General features: G+C 72.0%; 18 protein-coding genes. 10 read left to right on the top strand and 8 right to left on the bottom strand.

Annotated elements, in window-relative coordinates; all coding sequences use genetic code 11:
- The first annotated feature begins 701 nt into the window (after positions 1-701).
- Positions 702-3,941: a sacsin N-terminal ATP-binding-like domain-containing protein gene (locus ABTZ91_RS01335; RefSeq protein ID WP_352075020.1), complete on the top strand. Its 3,240-nt coding sequence runs from the start codon at positions 702-704 to the stop codon at positions 3,939-3,941.
- A 25-nt stretch (positions 3,942-3,966) separates the two neighbouring features.
- On the opposite strand, the gene ABTZ91_RS01330 is transcribed toward ABTZ91_RS01335, so the two are convergent.
- Complete coding sequence (locus ABTZ91_RS01330; protein ID WP_352075019.1) at positions 3,967-4,572, bottom strand: hypothetical protein; 606 nt, start codon at positions 4,570-4,572, stop codon at positions 3,967-3,969.
- A gap of 139 nt (positions 4,573-4,711) precedes the next feature.
- Complete coding sequence (locus tag ABTZ91_RS01325) at positions 4,712-5,890, bottom strand: methyltransferase domain-containing protein (RefSeq protein ID WP_352075018.1); 1,179 nt, start codon at positions 5,888-5,890, stop codon at positions 4,712-4,714.
- A 734-nt stretch (positions 5,891-6,624) separates the two neighbouring features.
- On the opposite strand from ABTZ91_RS01325, the gene ABTZ91_RS01320 reads away from it, so the two are divergent.
- From ABTZ91_RS01320 to ABTZ91_RS01305, 4 genes are all read left to right on the top strand, one after another.
- Positions 6,625-7,218, top strand: a complete 594-nt coding sequence (locus tag ABTZ91_RS01320) for a hypothetical protein (RefSeq protein WP_352075017.1) — start codon at positions 6,625-6,627, stop codon at positions 7,216-7,218.
- A gap of 17 nt (positions 7,219-7,235) precedes the next feature.
- Positions 7,236-7,619: a hypothetical protein gene (locus tag ABTZ91_RS01315; RefSeq protein ID WP_352075016.1), complete on the top strand. Its 384-nt coding sequence runs from the start codon at positions 7,236-7,238 to the stop codon at positions 7,617-7,619.
- Between the two features lie 16 nt (positions 7,620-7,635).
- Positions 7,636-8,214 (top strand): HD domain-containing protein, encoded by a 579-nt coding sequence (locus ABTZ91_RS01310; protein WP_352075015.1) that lies wholly within the window; start codon positions 7,636-7,638, stop codon positions 8,212-8,214.
- Between the two features lie 304 nt (positions 8,215-8,518).
- Complete coding sequence (locus ABTZ91_RS01305) at positions 8,519-9,376, top strand: hypothetical protein (RefSeq protein ID WP_352075014.1); 858 nt, start codon at positions 8,519-8,521, stop codon at positions 9,374-9,376.
- A gap of 34 nt (positions 9,377-9,410) precedes the next feature.
- Here ABTZ91_RS01305 and ABTZ91_RS01300 read toward each other — a convergent pair whose 3' ends face one another.
- Together ABTZ91_RS01300 and ABTZ91_RS01295 are read right to left on the bottom strand one after the other, a co-directional pair.
- Positions 9,411-11,870 (bottom strand): HAD-IC family P-type ATPase, encoded by a 2,460-nt coding sequence (locus ABTZ91_RS01300; RefSeq protein ID WP_352075013.1) that lies wholly within the window; start codon positions 11,868-11,870, stop codon positions 9,411-9,413.
- A gap of 166 nt (positions 11,871-12,036) precedes the next feature.
- A complete protein-coding gene (locus tag ABTZ91_RS01295) occupies positions 12,037-12,321 on the bottom strand; it encodes a DUF2530 domain-containing protein (protein ID WP_352075012.1) in 285 nt (94 codons plus the stop codon).
- Positions 12,322-12,544: 223 nt separating this feature from the next.
- Between ABTZ91_RS01295 and ABTZ91_RS01290 the strand changes: the two genes are divergently transcribed.
- The gene (locus tag ABTZ91_RS01290; RefSeq protein ID WP_407077876.1) at positions 12,545-13,996 is read left to right on the top strand and encodes an NCS2 family permease; all 1,452 of its coding nucleotides are present in this window, start codon (positions 12,545-12,547) and stop codon (positions 13,994-13,996) included.
- Between the two features lie 77 nt (positions 13,997-14,073).
- On the opposite strand, the gene ABTZ91_RS01285 is transcribed toward ABTZ91_RS01290, so the two are convergent.
- Positions 14,074-14,274 carry a ribbon-helix-helix protein, CopG family gene (locus ABTZ91_RS01285; protein WP_345486498.1) on the bottom strand — a complete coding sequence of 67 codons (201 nt, stop codon included), beginning with the start codon at positions 14,272-14,274 and terminating at the stop codon, positions 14,074-14,076.
- Between the two features lie 132 nt (positions 14,275-14,406).
- Between ABTZ91_RS01285 and ABTZ91_RS01280 the strand changes: the two genes are divergently transcribed.
- A complete protein-coding gene (locus tag ABTZ91_RS01280) occupies positions 14,407-14,850 on the top strand; it encodes a MarR family transcriptional regulator (RefSeq protein ID WP_352075011.1) in 444 nt (147 codons plus the stop codon).
- A gap of 26 nt (positions 14,851-14,876) precedes the next feature.
- A complete protein-coding gene (locus ABTZ91_RS01275) occupies positions 14,877-16,235 on the top strand; it encodes an MFS transporter (protein WP_352075010.1) in 1,359 nt (452 codons plus the stop codon).
- 178 nt (positions 16,236-16,413) lie between these two features.
- On the opposite strand, the gene ABTZ91_RS01270 is transcribed toward ABTZ91_RS01275, so the two are convergent.
- Positions 16,414-16,926 (bottom strand): GNAT family N-acetyltransferase, encoded by a 513-nt coding sequence (locus tag ABTZ91_RS01270; RefSeq protein WP_352075009.1) that lies wholly within the window; start codon positions 16,924-16,926, stop codon positions 16,414-16,416.
- Positions 16,927-16,972: 46 nt separating this feature from the next.
- Between ABTZ91_RS01270 and thpR the strand changes: the two genes are divergently transcribed.
- Both thpR and ABTZ91_RS01260 read left to right on the top strand, forming a co-directional pair.
- Positions 16,973-17,557: an RNA 2',3'-cyclic phosphodiesterase gene (thpR, locus tag ABTZ91_RS01265; RefSeq protein ID WP_352075008.1), complete on the top strand. Its 585-nt coding sequence runs from the start codon at positions 16,973-16,975 to the stop codon at positions 17,555-17,557.
- Between the two features lie 235 nt (positions 17,558-17,792).
- Entirely contained in the window at positions 17,793-18,782 is a 990-nt protein-coding gene (locus ABTZ91_RS01260) for an aldo/keto reductase (protein ID WP_352075007.1), read from the top strand.
- Positions 18,783-18,854: 72 nt separating this feature from the next.
- On the opposite strand, the gene ABTZ91_RS01255 is transcribed toward ABTZ91_RS01260, so the two are convergent.
- Both ABTZ91_RS01255 and ABTZ91_RS01250 read right to left on the bottom strand, forming a co-directional pair.
- Complete coding sequence (locus ABTZ91_RS01255; protein ID WP_352075006.1) at positions 18,855-19,442, bottom strand: Uma2 family endonuclease; 588 nt, start codon at positions 19,440-19,442, stop codon at positions 18,855-18,857.
- A gap of 110 nt (positions 19,443-19,552) precedes the next feature.
- Positions 19,553-20,122, bottom strand: coding sequence for a MarR family winged helix-turn-helix transcriptional regulator (locus ABTZ91_RS01250; protein WP_352075005.1), 570 nt, complete (start codon positions 20,120-20,122; stop codon positions 19,553-19,555).
- Positions 20,123-20,140 lie beyond the last annotated feature (18 nt).

The raw sequence follows: 20,140 nt of genomic DNA, 5'->3' as shown, positions 1-20,140 counted from the left end.
TGGTGCTTTGACCCGCACCACTGGTGCGGCGTACTCATGGTGCGGGTCCAGGCGCAGGTGCGGAACGCGCCCGCATGGGCGCCGTCCCGTGTGCCCACCCGTCCCTCCCCCTAGGGCTTCGCCCTGGGGGGACCCCCAAGCGGGACGAATGCCCACGCGGGCGTGGGACCGAGGCTCACGTGGTCGGCGCGGGGCGTGGCCTGCCTGGACCGGGGGCGTCGGGACGCACGGCGGGGCGCCCCGCTTCGGCGGGACGACTGCCCACGCGGGTGTGGGACCGAGGCTCACGTGGTCGGCGCGGGGCGTGGCCTGCCTGGGCCGGGGGCGTCGGGACGCACGGCGGGGCGCGCCCCGCTTCGGCGGGACGACTGCCCACGCGGGCGTGGCACCGAGGCTCACGTGGTCGGCGCGGGGCGTGGCCTGCCTGGACCCGGGGCGACGGTCCCAACGGCGAGGGACTGGGCCCTTCCGGGCGGGACGCGGACCCACGCGGGCGGGGCCACGGCCCACGGGCCGGCCGCCGGCCCCACGGGCGGGACGCGGTCCCACGCGGCCGGACGCCGGCCCCCCACGCGTGGGGTGACAAGTCCCCTGACCCCGCGTCGCGATGTGCGGGACGCCCCACACCGAGCCGGGGGTGGGCGCCCCCGTGGCCCACGGCGCGGTACCTTCGGGCCCCGGCCACATCCCCGTACCGCAGAGTGGAGTCAGACGTGAGCGTCAGCGTCAGGACGTCGACCGACGGAGCCGACCCTTTCGGTACCGCACGGCTCCGTAGAGGCGTGCTCGACGCATGGGGTGCCGGCCCCGCCCGCTTCCGCGAGGACGCCAACGCCGAGGAGGACCTCGTTCTCGGCGGCTACCGCGACCGCCTCGTCGTCGAGCTGGCCCAGAACGCCGCCGACGCCGCCCGCCGCGCCGGCGTCACCGGCCGGCTCCGCCTCACCCTGCACCCGGCCGACGCCCACGGCCCCGCCGCCCTCGCCGCCGCCAACACCGGCGCCCCGCTGGACGCGGCCGGCGTCGAGTCGCTGTCGACCCTCCGCGCGTCCGCCAAGCGGTCGGAGCGCGACGCCGGCGCCGTCGGCCGGTTCGGCGTCGGCTTCGCCGCCGTGCTCGCCGTCACCGACGAACCGGCCGTCCTCGGCCGCCACGGCGGCGTCCGCTGGTCCCTCGCCGAGGCCCGCGAGCTGGCCGCCGAGACCGCCCGGCACAGCCCCGGCCTGGGTGACGAACTGCGCCGCCGCGACGGCCACGTGCCGCTCCTGCGCCTTCCGCTGCCCGCCGAGGGCACCGCGCCCGAGGGCTACGACACCGTCGTCGTCCTCCCGCTGCGCGACGCCGCCGCCGTCGACCTCGCCGAACGCCTCCTCGCCGCCGTCGACGACGCCCTGCTGCTCACCCTGCCCGGCCTGACCGAGATCGTCGTCGAGACGGCGGACGGCCGCGTCCGCACCCTCACCCGCACCGAGCGCGACGGTTACGTCCACATCACCGACACCGCCGACTCGGTGACCCTGACCCAGCGCTGGCGGACCGTCAGCCATGCCGGGCCCCTCGACCCGGAGCTGCTGAAGGACCGCCCCGTGGAGGAGCGGCTCCGCCCGCACTGGTCGGTGACCTGGGCCGTACCGGTCGACCAGGAGGGCGCGCCGCAGTACCCGCGCACCGCCCCCGTCGTCCACGCCCCGACCCCCACCGACGAGCCGCTCGGCATCCCCGCCCTGCTCATCGCGTCCTTCCCGCTGGACACGGCCCGCCGTCACCCCGCGCCGGGCCCGCTCACGGACTTCCTGGTGGAGCGGGCCGGAGAGGCGTACGCGGAGCTGCTCGCGGACTGGCAGCCGGTGACGACCGGCACCCTCGACCTGGTTCCCGGGCCGCTCGGCAAGGGCGCCCTCGACGGGGCGCTGCGCGCCGCCGTACTGGAGCGGCTGCCGCGGGTGGCGTTCCTGGCGCCGGCCGCCGCGTCGGAGGAGCTGCCGGCGCTGCGCCCCATCGAGGCGGAGGCGGTGGAAGGCGCGGGTGCCGACACGGTCGCGGTGCTGGCGGAGGTGTTCCCGACGCTGCTGCCGGCCGGCCTGGAGCGGCGTACGGAGCTGCGGACCCTCGGGGTGGGCCGGCTGCCGCTGACGGAGGCGATCGACCGGCTGGCGGGCGTCCACCGGTCGCCGCAGTGGTGGTGGCGGCTCTACGACTCGCTCGCGGGAGTCGACCCGGACCGCCTGACGGGCCTGCCGGTGCCGCTGATGGGCGCGGCGCCCACGGCACCGGAGGCGGCCCCGGACGCGGCGGACACGGACGCTCTCGCCCCGGCCGCAGGGGAGGACGAGGAGATCCCGCTCGCCGCCCGGGTCCGCACGACCATCGGTCCCCGTCAGGTCCTCCTGCCGCAGGACCACACGCCCGTCGACCTGGCCCGGCTCGGTCTGAAGGTCGCCCACCCGGACGCGGCGCACCCGATCCTGGAGAAGCTGGGCGCCGTACCGGCGACGCCGCGCGCGGTGCTCACCACACCGCAGGTGCGGGCGGCGGTGGCGGCCTCCCTCGACGCGGGCGAGATCTGGGACGAGGACGCCGACGCCCTGGACGCGGACGAGCTCGCGGAGACCGTGCTCACCCTCGTACGGGACGCGGACCTCGCCCCCGGCGACGAGCCGTGGCTGGGCGCGCTCGCGCTGCCCGACGAGGACGGCGAGCTCGCCCCGGCGGGGGAACTGGTCATGCCCGGCTCGCCGTTCGCGTCCGTGATGCGCGAGGGCGAACTGGCCTTTGTCGACGCCGAGTTGGCCGAGCGCTGGGGTGAACAGCCGCTCGCCGCCTGCGGTGTGCTCGCCGACTTCCAGCTGGTACGGGCCACCGACCTGGTGCTCGACCCGGACGAACTGGAGCCCCGCGAGGGCGACTTCGCCGAGCCGGACGACGCCGGGCTGCTCGACGCCGTCGACGTGTGGTGCGAGGACGTGCTCGACCGGCTGCCCGAGACGCCGGTGCCGCCGGTGGCGACGGAGATCGTCGCCGTACGGGATCTGGACCTGGTCGACGACGACGCCTGGCCGCAGGCGCTCGCCCTGCTCGCGCGGCCGCCGCTGCGGGACGCGCTGACGCAGCCGGTGCGGGTGCTGCTGCCGGACGGGACGACGGAGGCCGTGCGGTCGTACACCGCCTGGTGGCTGCGCGACCACCCCGTCCTCGACGGCCGCCGCCCGGCGGGCCTGCGGGCCGCCGGCACGGACCCGCTCCTGATCGGCCTGTACGACTCCGCCGACGCGACCGGCTTTGAAGACGAGCAGGTGCTGCGGGCGCTGGGCGTACGGACCTCGGTCCACGCCCTCCTGGACGAGCCGGGCGGCGCCGCCGAACTCCTGGCCCGCCTCGCCGACCCGTCGCGCGAGGTCTCGGGAGCCCAACTGCACGCCCTGTACACGGCCCTGGCCGACCTCGACCCGGACCAGGTCACCCTGCCCGACGAGCTGCGGGCGGTCGTGGACGGCGCTCTGGTGGTCGTCGACGCGGCCGACGCCCTGGTTGCCGACGCCCCCGACCTGCTGCCCCTCACCACCGGTCTGCCCCTGCTCCCGGTCGCCCCGTCCCGCGCGGCCGACCTCGCCGAACTGTTCCAGGTCCGGCGCCTGAGCGAGGCGGTCGAGGCGGAGGTGACGACGGTCGGCGAGGAACACGAGGTCCCGCCCGCGGTCCACGCCCTCCTCGGCCCGGCGACCCCGGCCACGTACGTCGAGCACGACGAACTGCGCGCCGCCGGCGTCGAACTCGACTGGCGCCGCACCCCCGACGGCGTCATCCACGCCGCCACCCTGGAAGGCGTCGCCGCGGGCCTCGCCTGGGCCGCGGGCCAGTGGCCCCGCCGCTTCGAGGTGGCAGCCCTCCTGGAGGACCCGTCCCGGACGGCGGAACTGGCCCGCGACAGGTGGTTCGACTAGCCGGACCGGGGGAGGGGCGGCGGGCTCAGTACTTGGCGGCGAGACTCACCTGGGTGTCGCCGCCCGCCCCTTCCAGACGCCACCGCAACCACTTGGGATCCGGCGCGTTCGTGTTCACGGACAGCCAGTGACCGGGGACGACGGCGCCGTGCCAGTTCTGCACCCAGAAGCACTCGGTGCCGCCCAGGCAGAACGGGCCGACGCAGACGCACTCCCACACGTCGACGAAGAGGGTGGCGTTACGGGACCCCTCCGAGCCGACCATCGCGATCCCGGTCCCGTAGCCGACGGCACGGTTCGTGCCGCAGATCGCCCAGTCCCAGCCCTGGACACAGGCCTGGGCGCCGTTGCAGAAGGTGTTCTTGAACCAGATCTGCTCATCGGTGGTGCGCACCGCCGCGTCTTCGTAGCCGGCGGCCCGCTCACCCGCCTCCTGCTTACCGGCGTCGGGCGGGGCCTCGGCCTCACCCGGTGTGGCGGGCAGGTGCTCCACGGCCCGGCCGCCCTCGACGATCGCCCGCATCCCGGAGGGGAAGTCGAGGATCTGCAGGGCGTGGTCGTTCCCCAGATCCATCACGGTGCTGGCACGCGGCGGCTGGCCGCGCTTGACGTGGCTGTTGGTCGTGGTCATTTCAGGCTTCTTCCCCGCCCCGCCGGGACCGCGTCCCTGACGCGACCGGCCAAGGCGAGTGTGCTGAAGGGAGATGGGGCGTCGCCGGGGCGTCCTGTCACGGACCTCCACCCGTACGACGTGGTTCGTCTTCAGTCTGTCACTCCCTCTGGCGACTGTCGTGTCGGCCGGGGAGGGGGTCCGCGGGACCGTCCAGCCATGGCGTGACTCCGTCCGGAGTCGCGGTGAGGCCGAACCGTTCGAGCCCCGGCCGCCCCTGCCTCTCCCACCAACGATGCACGGCTTCGACCCGGTCCCACAGGCGTCTCGGTCCCTGCTGGTAGACCTCGCCGTCCCGGCCGTCGCCGCTCGTCCACCGGACGGCCGCCCATGACCGGTCCGTGAGGGAGTAGAACCAGGCGGTCGGTGCGCCGTCGGGTTCGGTGTGGGTCGTGTGGGTGATGTCGGGTACGGCGTGGCTGATGACGAACGCGGCGGCATCGAGCTGCTCGGGCTGGATATCGGTGCGTGACGGCGAGGGCCAGTGCTTCACGTACTCCTGGGCGTTCGGCCACGGGAGTCGGTGGGCCCGCGCCTTCATGAATTCCACCGGAGCGACGAAGGGGCCGGAGGCGGTGCCGTCGGCCCGTACGGTGAGGCGCACGACGGCGTCGCGGTGGCTGTAGTGGGTTCCGTACGGGGCGACGATCACCCCGCCCGCCCGGACCTGCTCCAGCCAGGGGAAGGGGATCGTGCGGACACCGAACGTGCACAGCAGCCGGTCGTACGGGGCGCCTGTGGGTGCGCCGGTGAGGGCGTCTCCAGCGAGGGTGCGAACGTGCAGACCCAGTTCACGCAGCCGTTCGCGGGCGGTGGCCGACACCCGGTGGTCGATGTCGGAGGTGGTGACACGGCCCGCCTCGCACCGGTGGGCGAGGAGCCCAGCCGTCTCGCCGGTGCCGGTGCCCGCGTCGAACACGCTCATGCCCGCGTCGGCGTCGAGGGCGCCGAGCATCCGGAAGACGACACTCGGCTGCGACGAGGAGGAGGTGGCCACCGTGCCCGGTTCGGTTCCCCGGTGGTCACCGTCGTCCCACTGCGTGACGATCGGCAGATCGGAGTCGGCGTACTCGTACCAGGTGGCGGGGGCGCTGCGCCGGTCCACGGGAGCCGGTGGACGGCCGTCCGGGGTGAACGGCCACATGACGTCGGGCAGGAAGGCAGCCCGGTCGACGGCGGCGAACGTAGGCGCCCAGTCGGAGGAGAGGGCTCCGGATGCGATGAGGCGGCGCCCCAGCTCGGTACGGCCGGGGCGCGCCTGGTGTGCTGTCGCGGTCATGGGTCAGCGGTGCTTTCCGCCGCCGGGGGGCGTGCTGGTGTCCGGGTTGGAGGGAGGTGGCGGGGGCGGGGTGGAGATCGGTGCGGAGCCTCCGCCGTGGCTTCCTCCCCCGCCGCTGCTTCCTCCGCTACCGCTTCCGCTTTCGTTGGCGTTGGACATGGTGTGACTCCTTGCTGAATGGATGTTGTCGGCCGACGTGGTGAACTCCACGCCGGACGCGGGTCGGATGTAAGCGATGCGGACCACGCGGCCGTCCTTGTGGACCTCGTGCACAACGGCGGTCAGCGTTCCCTCGCAACCGGAGGCGACATCGCGCACCGTCTCGTTCAGCAGCGGGTGGTCCTCCACTCCGTCCGGCCCGACCGGGTGCTCGCCCCTCGCTTCGACCCGCCGCATGAACCTCTCCCAGCCGTCGGCCGCGCGGAGGCGAAGTGCGCGGCTCGGGGCGCCCGGGGGTGGATCGGACGTGGTCATCTGCTGAGTCCTTTCTGGTCGGAGGACGCGGAGCGACAGTGCCCATAACCCGCGAGACCGCCGGTCGTTCTCGCATCTTGAACGTACGGTCGGTGCAGACGCGGTAGGACTGACTGGCAGTACGTGTTGGGGGAGACAGCGCTCTCAGGGAGCTGGATATGGCGGTGAACCCGTCCACACGGGGACGTGGGGCCACTGGATCTGTCGCGGGTTTCGTGCTCCGCTTGGCGCGGGAGAGCATCCCCCGTACGCAGTCGGCGATGGCAGAAGCCCTCGGGGTGGATCTGGGCACGCTGCAGGGCTGGGAGTCAGGACGCAGGCCGCTGGCGAACGTGAAAGCCGGTGCACTTTTGACTCTTCGGCGTCGTCTGGGTGTCCTGGGTGCGGACGCGGTGGTGGTCGGTCTGCTGGACTCGGCGATGGACGCCGATCAGATCATCGGTGCCGCGTTGGGAACGGACGGCTTCGGCCTGCACCCGCTTGCGTCCTGGGTCCACACACGGGACACGGCTCACATGGTTGCCTGGGCGTTGAACGGGGTGACGCCTCCGGCACTGAGAAACCGCCTTCCCCGCCCCAGGCGCGGGCCGGCATCGCCTGCCCCACTGCTCGGTGCGGCGGACCGGAGTCTGTTCTTCGCCCACCTGCGTGAAGTCGCCGAGGCGGCACGGCGGCCGGGCGGCGGCGCGCTCCTGCACCGCCAAGCGCTCTATCTGGCCTCGTACGACCGCAGCGCGGAAGCGGCTTCCTGGATGGCACATGCCCTTCACGCCCGTCGAGGGGCGCTTGCCCGTCGCGGCTGGTCGGAACACTGGGCCGAAGCCCGTTCGACCGCGACGGCGTGGCCCGTCTAGGGGATCCGCAGCCACTGTTGGACTTCATCGAGCGATCGCTCGCCGGTGACGACGTCGCGGAAACCGCCAACCTCAACTATTGGGCGTACTGGCTCGGCGGTGTGCGCCTACCGCAGACCGATGACGAGTTCATGCGTGATCGGGAGCTCGTCGCCTGGGACCCCATGACGGTGCTTCGAGGACTGGCTTACGGGATGCACCACGCTCCCGGATATGTCGACTTATATGTGCATACCCTGTGGGCGCTGATCACCGCACATCCGTGGCTGCCCCAGGCATCCCCTGTCCTGGCTCGCGAGTTGGCGGACCGTGCAGCGCGCCTCCTGGACAGTGGCGGCGTCTCCCGGAGGGCACGTCGTGAACTGCACTCCCTGCATTACGTTTTGCTGGATCGCATCTGACACCGGAGGTCACCACATGGCAGACGACACGGCGAACGCCGAGGGCACGGCCGGGTTCATCTTCGAGATGGGCGTGCTCAAGAACGCCAAGCGCACCGGGTGGTGGTTCACCGGCAACAACAATCCCGAGTCGATCGCCGAACACTCGTTCAGGGTGGGGATCATCGGTGCCGTGCTCGCGATGATGGAGGGCGTGGATCCCGCGAAGGTCGCGCTGATGTGCCTGTTCCACGACACGCAGGAGACGCGGATCGGCGACATCCCCCACATCGGCCGCCGCTACATCGACGCCGCCACCAACCAGACGGTCACCGCCGACCAGGTGTCCGCCGCCCATCCGGCGGTGCGGGACGGGGTCCAGCGGGTGGTCGAGGAGTACGAGGCCAAGGAGAGCCCCGAGGCGATCGTGGCCAGGGACGCCGACAAGCTGGAGTGTCTGGTGCAGGCCGTGGAGTACCGGGCGCAGGGAAACACCCTGGTTCAGGACTGGATCGACACGTCCTTGAACAGCCTCAAGACCGCCTCCGCGCAGGCCCTCGCCGAGGCCGCGCTGACCATGTCGCCGCTGGAGTGGCGCCGGACGTTCCTGAGCTGATTCGCGCTCGCTTCTCCGATGCCACCGGGGCGTGGCGGGCAGGGCCCCGGCGGCGCTCGGCGCCCTTTAAAGAACGATGGGAGAGAAACACCAAACCCACCCCCTCCGTCCCCCGCGCCGGCGCCAACTGCCGTGATTACACGATCGGGTGAAGGAGTGTCCGGTGACCGGACGGGTGCGGTACGGTCGGCCTCGACCGACTGGCATATGCAAATCGGCCCCCGGCAGGACTGGCATCCTGACGAGGGCCTACCAACCAGGAAGCAGTACCTTCCCGATGGATGATCCGCAGTCTAACGCGGCCGTGTCCGCGTCCCCCGTCCTGTTCGAGATTCCCGCCGACGCGCCACGCTCAGGAGTGATCCGCGTACGGCACCGGCACCGCGACCGGTTCACCGTCGTGGGACATCACCTGGCCCAGCATCCGAGCCTGTCGGCCGTGGCCATCGGGCTCGCCGTGCACATCCAGTCGCTGCCCGACGGCGCCGACGTCAGCGTCAAGCGGCTCACCCTGCGCTTCCGGGAGGGCGAGATCACCATCCGGCGGGCGCTCAACGAGCTGGTGGCCGCCGGGTACCTGGAGCGAAGGCGGGTGCCGCTCGGGGGCGGTCGGTTCGCGACGCGGGTGATCTCGTACGACAAGCCGGGCCGTGGCCGCACCACGACGGCAGGCCCGGCACCCGTACCCGAGCCTGAGCCCGACCCCGAGCCCGAGCCCGAGCCCGAGCCCGAGCCCGACCCCGACCCCGAGCCCGAACCCGAGCTCGTGTCGGAGCCAAGGCCGGAGACCGCCGCCCCGCCCCCGCCCGACGGGCCCGCCGTCGCGATCCTCGCCCGGCTGCGGACCGTCGACTCCCGGCTGCTGCTGTCCTGGCGCGACGTACGCGAGCTGGCACCTGCCGTCGACCGATGGCTCGGCCGGTCCGCGAGCCCGGAGCAGATCACCCGTACGCTCACCGCGGCCCTGCCGCCCGGCCATGTGCCCATCCACCACCCGGCCCGGTTCCTCGCGTACCGGCTCGCCACCCTCCTCCCGCCACCGCTTCCGGTCGCGGCCCCCGTGCCGATGGCCCCGCCGCTGATCACCTGCGACGGGTGCGAGCGGGCGTTCCGCAGTCACGCTTCCGACGCCATGTGCGGCGACTGCAGAGGCGCCGCATGACGTGCTGCCGCCCCCCGGCCCCCCGCCCCGCTCCCTACGCCGGGAACCTCCGTCCCACCCACCGCCACGCGAACTCGAGGACCGCCGCCCCCGTCGCCGCGATCGCGACCGAAGCCCACGGCATCGTCACGCCGACCAGCTTCAGGGCGAAGAAGTCCTGGAGCCAGGGGACGACGAGGACGAGGAGGAAGGCGCCGCCCATGGTGGCGACCAGGGCGATGCGCCACCAGGTGTAGGGGCGGGCGATGATCGCGAGGACCCACATGGAGACGAGGAAGAGGGTGAGGGTCGCCGCGCTCGTCTCGGCGTCGAGGGCGCCGGGGCCCGTGTAGTGGTGGCGGGCGAGGAGGTAGCTGGTGAAGGTGGCCGCCGCGGCGATGACGCCGGCCGGGATCGCGTACCGCATCACCCGCCGTACGAAGTGGGGCTTGGCGCGCTCCTTGTTGGGGGCGAGGGCCAGGAAGAAGGCGGGGACGCCGATGGTGAGGGTCGACAGCAGGGTGAGGTGCCGCGGCAGGAAGGGGTACTCGACCTGGGAGCAGACCACCAGGACGGCGAGGAGGACGGAGTAGACCGTCTTCGTCAGGAAGAGGGTGGCGACGCGGGTGATGTTGCCGATGACCCGCCGGCCCTCCGCCACCACCGACGGCAGGGTCGCGAAGGAGTTGTTGAGCAGCACGATCTGGGCGACCGCGCGGGTGGCCTCCGAGCCCGAGCCCATGGAGACGCCGATGTCGGCGTCCTTGAGCGCGAGCACGTCGTTGACGCCGTCGCCGGTCATGGCCACGGTGTGCCCGCGGGACTGGAGCGCGGCGACCATCTCGCGCTTCTGCTGCGGGGTGACCCGGCCGAAGACCGCGTGGTCGTCGAGGGCCCGGGCCATCTCCTCCCGGTCGGTCGGCAGCCGCCGCGCGTCGACGGTGTGCTCGGCGCCCGGCAGGCCGAGCTTGCCGGCGACGGCGCCGACGGAGACCGCGTTGTCGCCGGAGATCACCTTGGCGGCGACGTCCTGGTCGGCGAAGTAGGCGAGGGTGTCGGCGGCGTCCGGCCGCAGCCGCTGTTCGAGGACGACGAGGGCCGTGGCGCGGGCGTCGGCCGCGACGTCGGGGGAGTCGAGCTCCCGGGTGGTGCGGGCGAGCAGCAGCACCCGCAGGCCCTGCTCGTTGAGCCGGTCGACCTCGGCCAGGGAGGGGTCCGTGGCCGGCAGGAGCACGTCGGGCGCGCCGAGCAGCCAGGTGGAGGTCTGGCCGTCGCCCTCGCTGAAGGCGGCGCCGCTGTACTTGCGGGCGGAGGAGAAGGGCAGCGCCTGGACGCAGCGCCAGTCGACCGCGTCCGGGTAGGCGTCGATGACGGCCTGGAGGGAGGCGTTGGGCCGCGGGTCCGATTCGCCCAGGGCGCCGAGCACCTTCCGTACGTAACCCTCCTCCGCGCCGTTGAGCATGCGCAGCTCGGTGACGTCCATGCCGCCCTCGGTGAGCGTGCCGGTCTTGTCGAGGCAGACGACGTCGACGCGCGCGAGGCCCTCGATGGCGGGGAGCTCCTGCACCAGGCACTGTTTGCGGCCGAGGCGGATCACGCCGATCGCGAAGGCGACGGAGGTGAGGAGGACCAGCCCCTCGGGGATCATGGGGACGATGCCGCCGACGGTGCGGGCGACGGAGTTCTTGAAGTCGGTGTCCTTGACGACGAGCTGGCTGATGACGAGGCCGATGGCGGTGGGGACCATCATCCACGTCACGTACTTGAGGATCGTGGAGATGCCCGAGCGCAGCTCGGAGTGGACGAGGGTGAAGCGCGAGGCCTCCTCGGCGAGCTGGGCGGCATACGCCTCGCGCCCGACCTTGGTGGCGGTGAACGCGCCGCCGCCCGCGACCACGAACGAGCCCGACATCATCCGGTCGCCGGGCTGCTTCACGACGGGATCGGCCTCGCCGGTCAGCAGTGACTCGTCGACCTCCAGGCTGTCGGCCTCGGCGACCTCGCCGTCCACGACCACCTTGTCGCCGGGGCCGAGCTCGATCAGGTCGCCGAGGACGATCTCTGAGGTGGAGATCTCGGCGGAGATGCCGTCGCGGCGGACCGTGGGCCTGGCCTCGCCGATGACGGCGAGCCCGTCGAGGGTCTTCTTGGCGCGCAGCTCCTGGATGATGCCGATGCCGGTGTTCGCGATGATCACGAAGCCGAAGAGGCTGTCCTGGATCGGCGCGACGAAGAGCATGATCACCCACAGCACGCCGATGATCGCGTTGAAGCGGGTGAAGACGTTGCCGCGGATGATGTCGGCGGTGGAGCGGGAGCTGCGGACCGGGACGTCGTTGACCTCCCCGCGCGCGACCCGCTCGGCGACCTCGGCGGAGGTCAGTCCGGCGATCCGGTGCACGACGGGAGGCGAGGTGTCCGGGTCCCCGACCCCGACCCCGGGCCCGCCACTGGCGGTCGCGGCTCCGCCCGCCGTCTCGCTTCCGTCGGTGTCGATCTTCGCCCGCTGACTCATGTTCTCGACGTTACGACCGGACCGGGCCGCTCACCCGCCGAGAAGCCCGAAGATCGGACCGGGGGAGGACACGAATGGTCCCCAGGTAGTACGGGGCGGGTGCCCGGCCTACGGGAGGGGGTGCCCGGTCCTACGAGGCGCCGGGGCCACTGGGTGCCGGGGGCCACTACGCGGGACCGGCCTCCGGCCCCTGCCGCTCGGCGGCCTCGGCCGCGTGGCGCTTGATCGCCGCGTCCCGCTTCCGTACGTACCAGATGCCGATGAGCCCGAGACCGCCGCCCGCCAGGCAGGTCCACACCCACCAGGTGAGGTCGCGGTCGTCGAACCAGCCGTAGAAGGGGACCTGGACGAGGAACAGGACGAACCAGAGGATCGTGCCGCCGGTGATGGTGGCGACGACGGGCCCCTCCAGGGGCTCGGGTGCCTCGTACTTCGGTGTCCACTTCGCCATGCGGCCAGTCTAGGCGGCCGGTTTTCGGTCCCTCGTGCGGTCGTCGGCACCGGCCCCGTCCCCCGCACGCTCCCGCTCCTGCTCCCGCTCCCTCGTACGGTCTACGCGCGGAGATGGACTGGTCCTCGTTCATGTGTTCATACTGAAACGGTTTGCCTCTGGCGGGTTCCCTTCGTATGAACCGCCAAATGGACGTCTTCACACCTCCGTAGAGGAACCCCCCATGAGCACCACGGCCGCCGCCAAGGCCATGCCCCCGCAGCCCCCGGCCCCGCAGGGACCGGCCGGCGCCCTCGACCGCTTCTTCAAGATCTCCGAGCGCGGCTCGACCGTCGCCCGTGAGGTCCGTGGCGGTTTCGCCACCTTCTTCGCGATGGCCTACATCATCGTGCTGAACCCGATCATCCTCGGCAGCGCCAAGGACATGTACGGGCACCAGCTCGACGGCGGCCAGCTCGTCACCGCGACCGTCCTGACCGCCGCCTTCTCGACCCTGCTCATGGGTGTCATCGGCAACGTGCCGATCGCGCTCGCGGCCGGTCTCGGCGTCAACACGGTCGTCGCGCTCCAGCTGGCGCCCAAGATGTCCTGGCCGGACGCCATGGGCATGGTCGTGCTCGCCGGCATCGTCGTGATGCTGCTCGTCGCGACGGGCCTGCGCGAGCGGGTGATGAACGCGGTGCCGGTCGGACTGCGCAAGGGCATCGCGATCGGCATCGGCCTGTTCATCATGCTGATCGGCCTGGTCGACTCGGGCTTCGTCTCCCGCATCCCGGACGCCGCCCACACCACCGTCCCGCTGCAGCTCGGCGGCGACGGCCACCTCACCGGCTGGCCGGTGCTCGTCTTCGTCCTGGGCACCCTGCTCACTCTCGCGCTGATCGTCCGCAAGGTGCCGGGCGCGATCCTGATCTCGATCGTCGTCATGACGATCGTGGCCATGGTGATCAACGCCGTCGCCACCGTCCCCTCCTGGGGCCTCACCACCCCCGAGTGGCCCGGTAACCCGGTCGCCTCGCCCGACTTCGGCCTGGTCGGTCAGGTCAGCCTGTTCGGCGGGTTCGACAAGGTCGGCGTCCTGACCGGTGTCCTCTTCGTCTTCACCGTGCTGCTGTCCTGCTTCTTCGACGCCATGGGCACGATCCTCGGCGTCGGCGACGAGGCCAAGCTGATGGACAAGGACGGCAACTTCCCGGGCATCAACAAGGTCCTGCTGGTCGACGGCCTGGCCGTCGCCTCCGGCGGCGCCACCTCCTCCTCCGCCACCACCTGCTTCGTGGAGTCCACGGCCGGTGTCGGCGAGGGCGCCCGTACGGGTCTGGCCTCGGTGGTGACCGGTGGTCTGTTCTCGGTCGCGCTGTTCCTCACGCCGCTGGCCACGATGGTGCCCTCGCAGGCGGCGACCCCCGCCCTGCTGGCGGTCGGCTTCCTGATCCTGGCCGGGTCGGTCAGGGAGATCGACTGGAGCGACTTCACGATCGCCGTGCCGGCCTTCCTGGCGATGGTGATGATGCCGTTCACGTACTCCATCACCAACGGCATCGGCATCGGCTTCATCGCCTTCAGCGTGCTGCGGCTCGCGGCGGGCCGGGGCCGCGAGGTCCCGGTGGCGATGTACGTGGTGTCGGCGGTCTTCGTCTTCTACTACGCGATGCCGGCCCTGGGCCTCACGTGATCGACCGGCCTCACGTGATCGGCCGACCCACGTGGCCACCGGCTCGCATGATCGCGGGCCTCACGTGATCGCGGGCCTCACGTGATCGCGGGGCGCGTGGCCGCCCCGTAGAACTTCTCCGTCTCCTCGACGGCGGTCTGGAACCGCTCGTCGAAATCCTCCCGAATGAGCGTCCGGACGACATAGTCCTGGACGCTCATTCCTCTTCTGGCGGCGTGTCCGCGGAGCCGTTCGAGCAGCTCTCCGTCGATGCGCAGGCTGAGCACGGTCGATTCCATGCCCGTCAGGTTCGCGCCATGAGTGGCCCGAGTGCGTCACTTTCCGGATCGCTCTCACTCGTATGGGTGACAAATGGTGACCAGAGGTTTTCGATTGGTCTTTAGTTAGAGTAATGAGTTACGCTAAGGAACATGCCTGACCTGTCCCGCGGCACCGCCGACGACGTCGCGGCCGTGAACGCACTCCGCAGCGCTGTGATGCGGCTGAGCCGACGCCTGAAGCACCAGCGCGTCGACGAATCGCTGAGCCCCACCGAGATGTCGGTGCTCGGCACCCTGTCGCTCTGCGGCCGCGCCACCCCCGGTGAGCTGGCCCGCAAGGAGCACGTCCAGCCGCCGTCGATGACCCGCATCGTCGCGCTGCTCGAGGCCAAGGGCCTGGTCAAGCTGGAGCCGCATCCCGACGACCGCCGGCAGAAGGTGGTCAGCCAGACCGAGCAGGCCGAGGCCATGCTCGAGGAGTCCCGCCGCAAGCGGAACGCCTGGCTGGCATCCCTCGCCGAAGGTCTGGACGAGGACGAATGGGCGAAGCTGCGCGCGGCCGCCCCCGTCCTGGAGAAGCTCGCCCACCTGTAGACCTGGACCCAAGGAGGCGACGCACTTTGAGTACGGGACCCGGAGCAGACTCCGCACCCGTCCACAAACCCGATACCGACGCGCACCCGCGCACCCGCCCGGGCAAGGGGACCTTCTCCTCGCTCGCGATCCGGAACTACCGGCTGTTCTTCACCGGAGCGATCGTCTCCAACACCGGTACGTGGATGGCCCGGATCACCCAGGACTGGCTGGTCCTGAGCCTCACCGGCTCGGCCGCCGCCGTCGGCATCACGACGGCCCTCCAGTTCCTGCCGATGCTGCTGTTCGGCCTGTACGGCGGCGTCCTCGCCGACCGCTACCCGAAGCGGCGGATCCTGCTCGTCAGCCAGGCCGCGCTCGGCCTGTGCGGACTGACCCTCGCCGCGCTGACCCTGTCCGGGCACGTCCAGGTGTGGCACGTCTACCTGGTCGCCTTCCTCCTCGGCATGGTCACCGTCGTCGACAACCCGACCCGGCAGTCCTTCGTCTCCGAGATGGTCGGTCCCGCCCAGCTGCGCAACGCGGTCTCGCTGAACTCGGCGAACTTCCAGTCCGCCCGGCTCGTCGGGCCCGCCGTCGCCGGCCTGATGATCGCCTCCATCGGCAGCGGCTGGGCCTTCCTCATCAACGGCCTGTCCTTCCTCGCCCCGCTCGCCGGCCTGCTGCTGATGCGGACGAGCGAACTCCACAAGGTGGAGCGCGCCCCGCGCGGCAAGGGCCAGCTGCGGGAGGGACTGCGGTACGTCGCCGGGCGGCCCGATCTGATCTGGCCGATCGTCCTCGTCGGCTTCATCGGCACCTTCGGGTTCAACTTCCCGATCTGGCTGACCGCCTTCTCGGAGGAGATCTTCCACGTCGGGGCCGGCACCTACGGCTTCCTCAACACCCTGATGGCCGCCGGCTCCCTCGCGGGCGCGCTGCTCGCCGCCCGGCGCGGCTCGACCCGGCTGCGGATGCTGGTGGTCGCGGCCGGTGTCTTCGGCGTCCTGGAGATCGCGGCGGCGCTGTCGCCGTCGTTCTGGCTGTTCGCGCTGCTGCTCGTACCGATCGGCATGATCGGCCTCACCGTCAACATCAGCGCCAACTCGGCCGTCCAGATGGCGACGGACCCCGCCATGCGGGGCCGGGTGATGAGCCTCTACATGATGGTCTTCGCCGGCGGCACCCCGATCGGTGCCCCGCTGCTGGGCTGGGTCACCGACACCTACGGCCCCCGCGTCGGCTTCGCCACCGGCGGCCTGGTCTCCCTCGCGGCAGCCGCCGCGATCGGCCTCGTCCTGGCCCGGGTCGGCGGCCTGAAGGTGGCGGTGGGCTGGCACCACGGCCACCCGAGCGTCCGCTTCGTCCCGAACGGGCGCCGCGAGAGCCTGGCGACGGCGGCGTAGGAGCGGGCCGGGGTTACGGGCACGGGGTCGGGGCCGACGAAGGACCGGACCTGAGCGCCGGTGTAGGAGCGGGCCCGGGGGTTACGGGCACGGGGGTTACGGGCACGGGCCGGGGTCCACGACGGACCCGGGCCCGCCCCCGTACAACCGCTTGCCCCCTGGTGTCGTGTTCGGGCCGTCAGACCCGCCGTTCCAGCACCTGCCCCGGCCAGTCGCCCACCGTGAAGGACTCCGTACGGGTGAAGCCCTGGCGCTCGTAGTACTCCACCAGGCGGCCCTCGCTGCCGGCGAAGCAGTCCACGCGCAGCAGGGAGACGCCCGCGCGGCGGGTCTCGTCGGCGGCGTGGGCGAGGAGGGCCGCGCCGACGCCGTGGCCGTGGAAGCGGCCGTGGGTGGCGAGGAAGCGGATGTAGCGCTCCGGCTCGGTGGCCGGCGCCACGTACGTGCCCGGGTGCGGGGTGAGGGTGAGGGTGCCCACGGGCGTGCCGTCGATCTCGGCGATCCAGGGGTTTCCCTCGGCGACGACCTGCTCGACCATCTCCACCGTCTTCGGCCGCGCGCTGAACGGATCGGTGCCCCACTGGGCCGTGATGCCCCGCCCGTTGAGCCACGCCACGGCGCTGTCGAATATCCCGAGCATCACGGGAACGTCCTCGCGCCCGCCCTGCCTGATCTTGATCCCGGAGTTCATCCCGCCGAGGCTAGGGGCTGCCGCGTCCGCCTGCCAGACTCACCCCATGAGGCTTTTCGCCGCCGTTCTGCCGCCGCCCCCGCAGCTCACCGAGCTCGCCCGCGAGGTGGACCTCCTCACGCGACTGCCCGGTGCCGAGCGGCTGCGCTGGACCTCCCGGCCCGGCTGGCACTTCACCCTCGCCTTCATGGGCGAGGTCGACGACGCCCTGCTGCCCGACCTGACCGCCCGGCTCGGGCGGGCCGCCCACCGCACCGCACCCTTCCCGCTGCGGCTGCACGGCGGCGGGCACTTCGGGCGGGCGGTGCTGTGGACCGGCGCGGCGGGCGGGCTCGACGAGATGCGGCTGCTCGCCGAGCGCGCGGACGCCGCCGCCCGCCGGGCCGGGGTGCCGATGGACGAGCACCGCCGCTACCAGGCCCACCTCACCGTCGCCCGTTCCCGCGCCGCCGACCTGGACCTGCGGCCCTTCGTCGCCCGGCTCGACGCCTTCGAGGGCTCCCGGTGGCAGGTCTCGGAGCTCGCCCTGGTGCGCAGCAACCTGCCCGGCGGCGGAGTGCCGGGGGAGCAGCCTCGCTACGAGACGATCGCCACGTGGCCCCTGGGCGGGTCGGCGGAAGGGGCGGGTTAGTCTCGGAGGGTGGACCCGAAGACCCGTAACCGGATCATGGCCGGCGTGCTCGTACTGATGTTCGCGATCATCGCGGTGGCGTCGGTGGCCGGCTTGTAGACCCCGCGGCAGGCCGCGGCAGGCCGTGGCAGGCCGTGGCACGCGGTCGCGGCAAGCCTGGCAAGCCGTAGCGCGCCGCAGCGATCCGTAGGAAGCCCTTGCTTCGAGTGGACTCCAAGGCGTTGGCTTGAGCGCCATGGAGTACACGCAGCTCGGACGCACAGGACTCAAGGTCGGCCGGCTCGTCCTCGGGACGATGAACTTCGGTCCCCAGACCGACGAGGCCACCAGCCACGCCATCATGGACACCGCGCTCGACGCGGGCCTCAACTTCTTCGACACGGCGAACGTCTACGGGCAGACGGCCGGCAAGGGCCGCACCGAGGAGATCATCGGCTCCTGGTTCGCCGCGGACCCGTCCCGCCGCGACAAGGTGGTCCTCGCCACCAAGGTGTACGGGAACATGGGCGTCGACGGGCAGGTGTGGCCCAACCACGACCGGCTGTCCGCCGTGAACATCCGGCGGGCCGTCGAGGGCAGCCTGAAGCGCCTCGGCACGGACTACATCGACGTCTACCAGTTCCACCACATCGACCGCCTGACCCCCTTCGACGAGATCTGGCAGGCCGTCGACGTACTGATCCAGCAGGGCAAGATCCTCTACGCCGGGTCCTCCAACTTCCCCGGCTACAAGATCGCCCAGGCCAACGAGGCCGCCGCCCGGCGCGGGATGGTCGGCCTGGTCAGCGAGCAGTGCCTCTACAACCTCTTCGAGCGGCGCGCCGAGATGGAGGTCATCCCGGCCGCGCAGGAGTACGGGCTCGGGGTCATCCCCTGGTCCCCGCTGCACGGCGGCGTCCTCGGCGGTGTGCTGCGCAAGACGGCGAAGGAGGGGCGCCGTGCGGGCGGCCGGTCGTCCGGTGTGCTCGCCGATCCGGCGGCGCGGGAGCGGATCCGGCGGTACGAGGACCTGCTCGCCAAGCACGATCTGGATCCGGGCGAGACGGCGCTGGCCTGGCTGCTGACCCGGCCGGGCGTGACGGGCCCGATCATCGGCCCGCGCACTCCGGAGCAGCTGACGGGCGCCCTGCGCGCCGTGGAGCTGACGCTCGGCGAGGAGCTGCTGGCCGCCCTCGACGAGATCTTCCCGGGCCCGGGGCCTTCGCCGGAGGCCTTCGCCTGGTGACGGCTTCGTCAGGGCCTGGGCGAGGGTGAGCCGGCGCACCGCCGTGCGGGCCGGCCGACGGCTTGCCCCGTGTCAGTCGCGGGGGAAGCCGTCGGTCTTGAGGACGAGTTCCAGCGGGGTCTTGGTCAGGTCGAGGTCGGTGCCGAAGGGGACCCGCACCTCTTCGGTGTAGTCGCCGTCCTCGGGCTTGGTGTAGGCGATGCACCGGCCCGTGTAGGGGTCGGCGATGACGTAGACGGGGACACCGGCGGTGGCGTAGGCGGTCTTCTTGGGGCCGTAGTCGTTGATGCCGGTGCCCTTGGAGATCACCTCGGCGACGAACTCCACGTCCTCGTAGTTCCAGCGGCCCTTGTCGTTCTTCTCGGCGTCGTCCCTGATCTTGGCGACGTCCGGGCAGAACGCGTTGCGTTCGCCGGGGAAGTCGATGCGTACGTCCGACTTCACCTTCACGTCCAATCCGAACTGATCCTCCAGGGCGCGGACGATCCGGCGAGTGATGTCCCAGTGTGTGTCCCGCTGCGGAACCATGAAGACGACCCCGCCGACGACTTCGCTCTTGTGTCCTTCGGGGGCGATCTCAAGCCACTCGAACAGCTTGTCCAAGGGCACGTCGTTCTCGCTCATGGCCAGCTCGATCCTGTCGTCCTCTACGACGGTCATCGTGGCGCTCCTCCCCGCTGCCGCGCGTCCGCATGTAGTCGCCGCAGTCAACGGTACGCACGCCCGTGCCGACACGCCGTTGGCGACAACTCGCCACCTGGAACGGCGTGTCACGCCCCGCCGAGCCAGCTGGGCGCGTCCAGGCGGAAGGCGGCCTCGGCGGGGACGACGGTGCGCAGGGCGGCCTCCAGGTCGCGGACGCGGTCCGCGCCGAGGCGGGCGGACCACTCGGCGCGGAGCTCGTCGAAGACGGCGGCGGAGCGGGCGAGGGCGTCGGCGCCGTACGGGGTGAGGCGGACGAGCTTGCGGCGGGCGTCGGCGGGGTCGTCGGCGCGTTCGGCGTAGCCGAGGGCGAGGAGCCGGTCGACGGTCTTGCCGGCCGCCTGCTTGGAGACCCCGAGCCGGCGGCCGATGTCGCTGGCCGTGGAGCCGTACGGGCTCGCCGCGACGGCCTGGAGGGCGAAGCCGTGCGCGGGGCGCAGGTCGGGGTGGCCCTGGCGGGCGAGCTCGGCGTGGAGGCGGTCGATCAGGGTGCGGAAGCCGGCGAAGAGCAGCAGGGGCAGCTCGAAGCCGGGGCGGTCGGGCGCCCGGTCCGGTGCCTCACCGGGGGCCTCGGGAGGAACCCTCTTGCCGTTATCGACAACCTGGTTTACGTTTTCTCCGCCGACATGGTCAACCATGTTGTCGATCCTATCGGA

The sequence above is a fragment of the Streptomyces sp. NPDC126499 genome, assembly GCF_040302485.1.
In the GTDB taxonomy this organism is placed as follows: domain Bacteria; phylum Actinomycetota; class Actinomycetes; order Streptomycetales; family Streptomycetaceae; genus Streptomyces.
The sequence above is the reverse complement of the archived record's forward strand: the minus strand, read 5'-3'. Positions and strand labels throughout refer to the sequence as shown.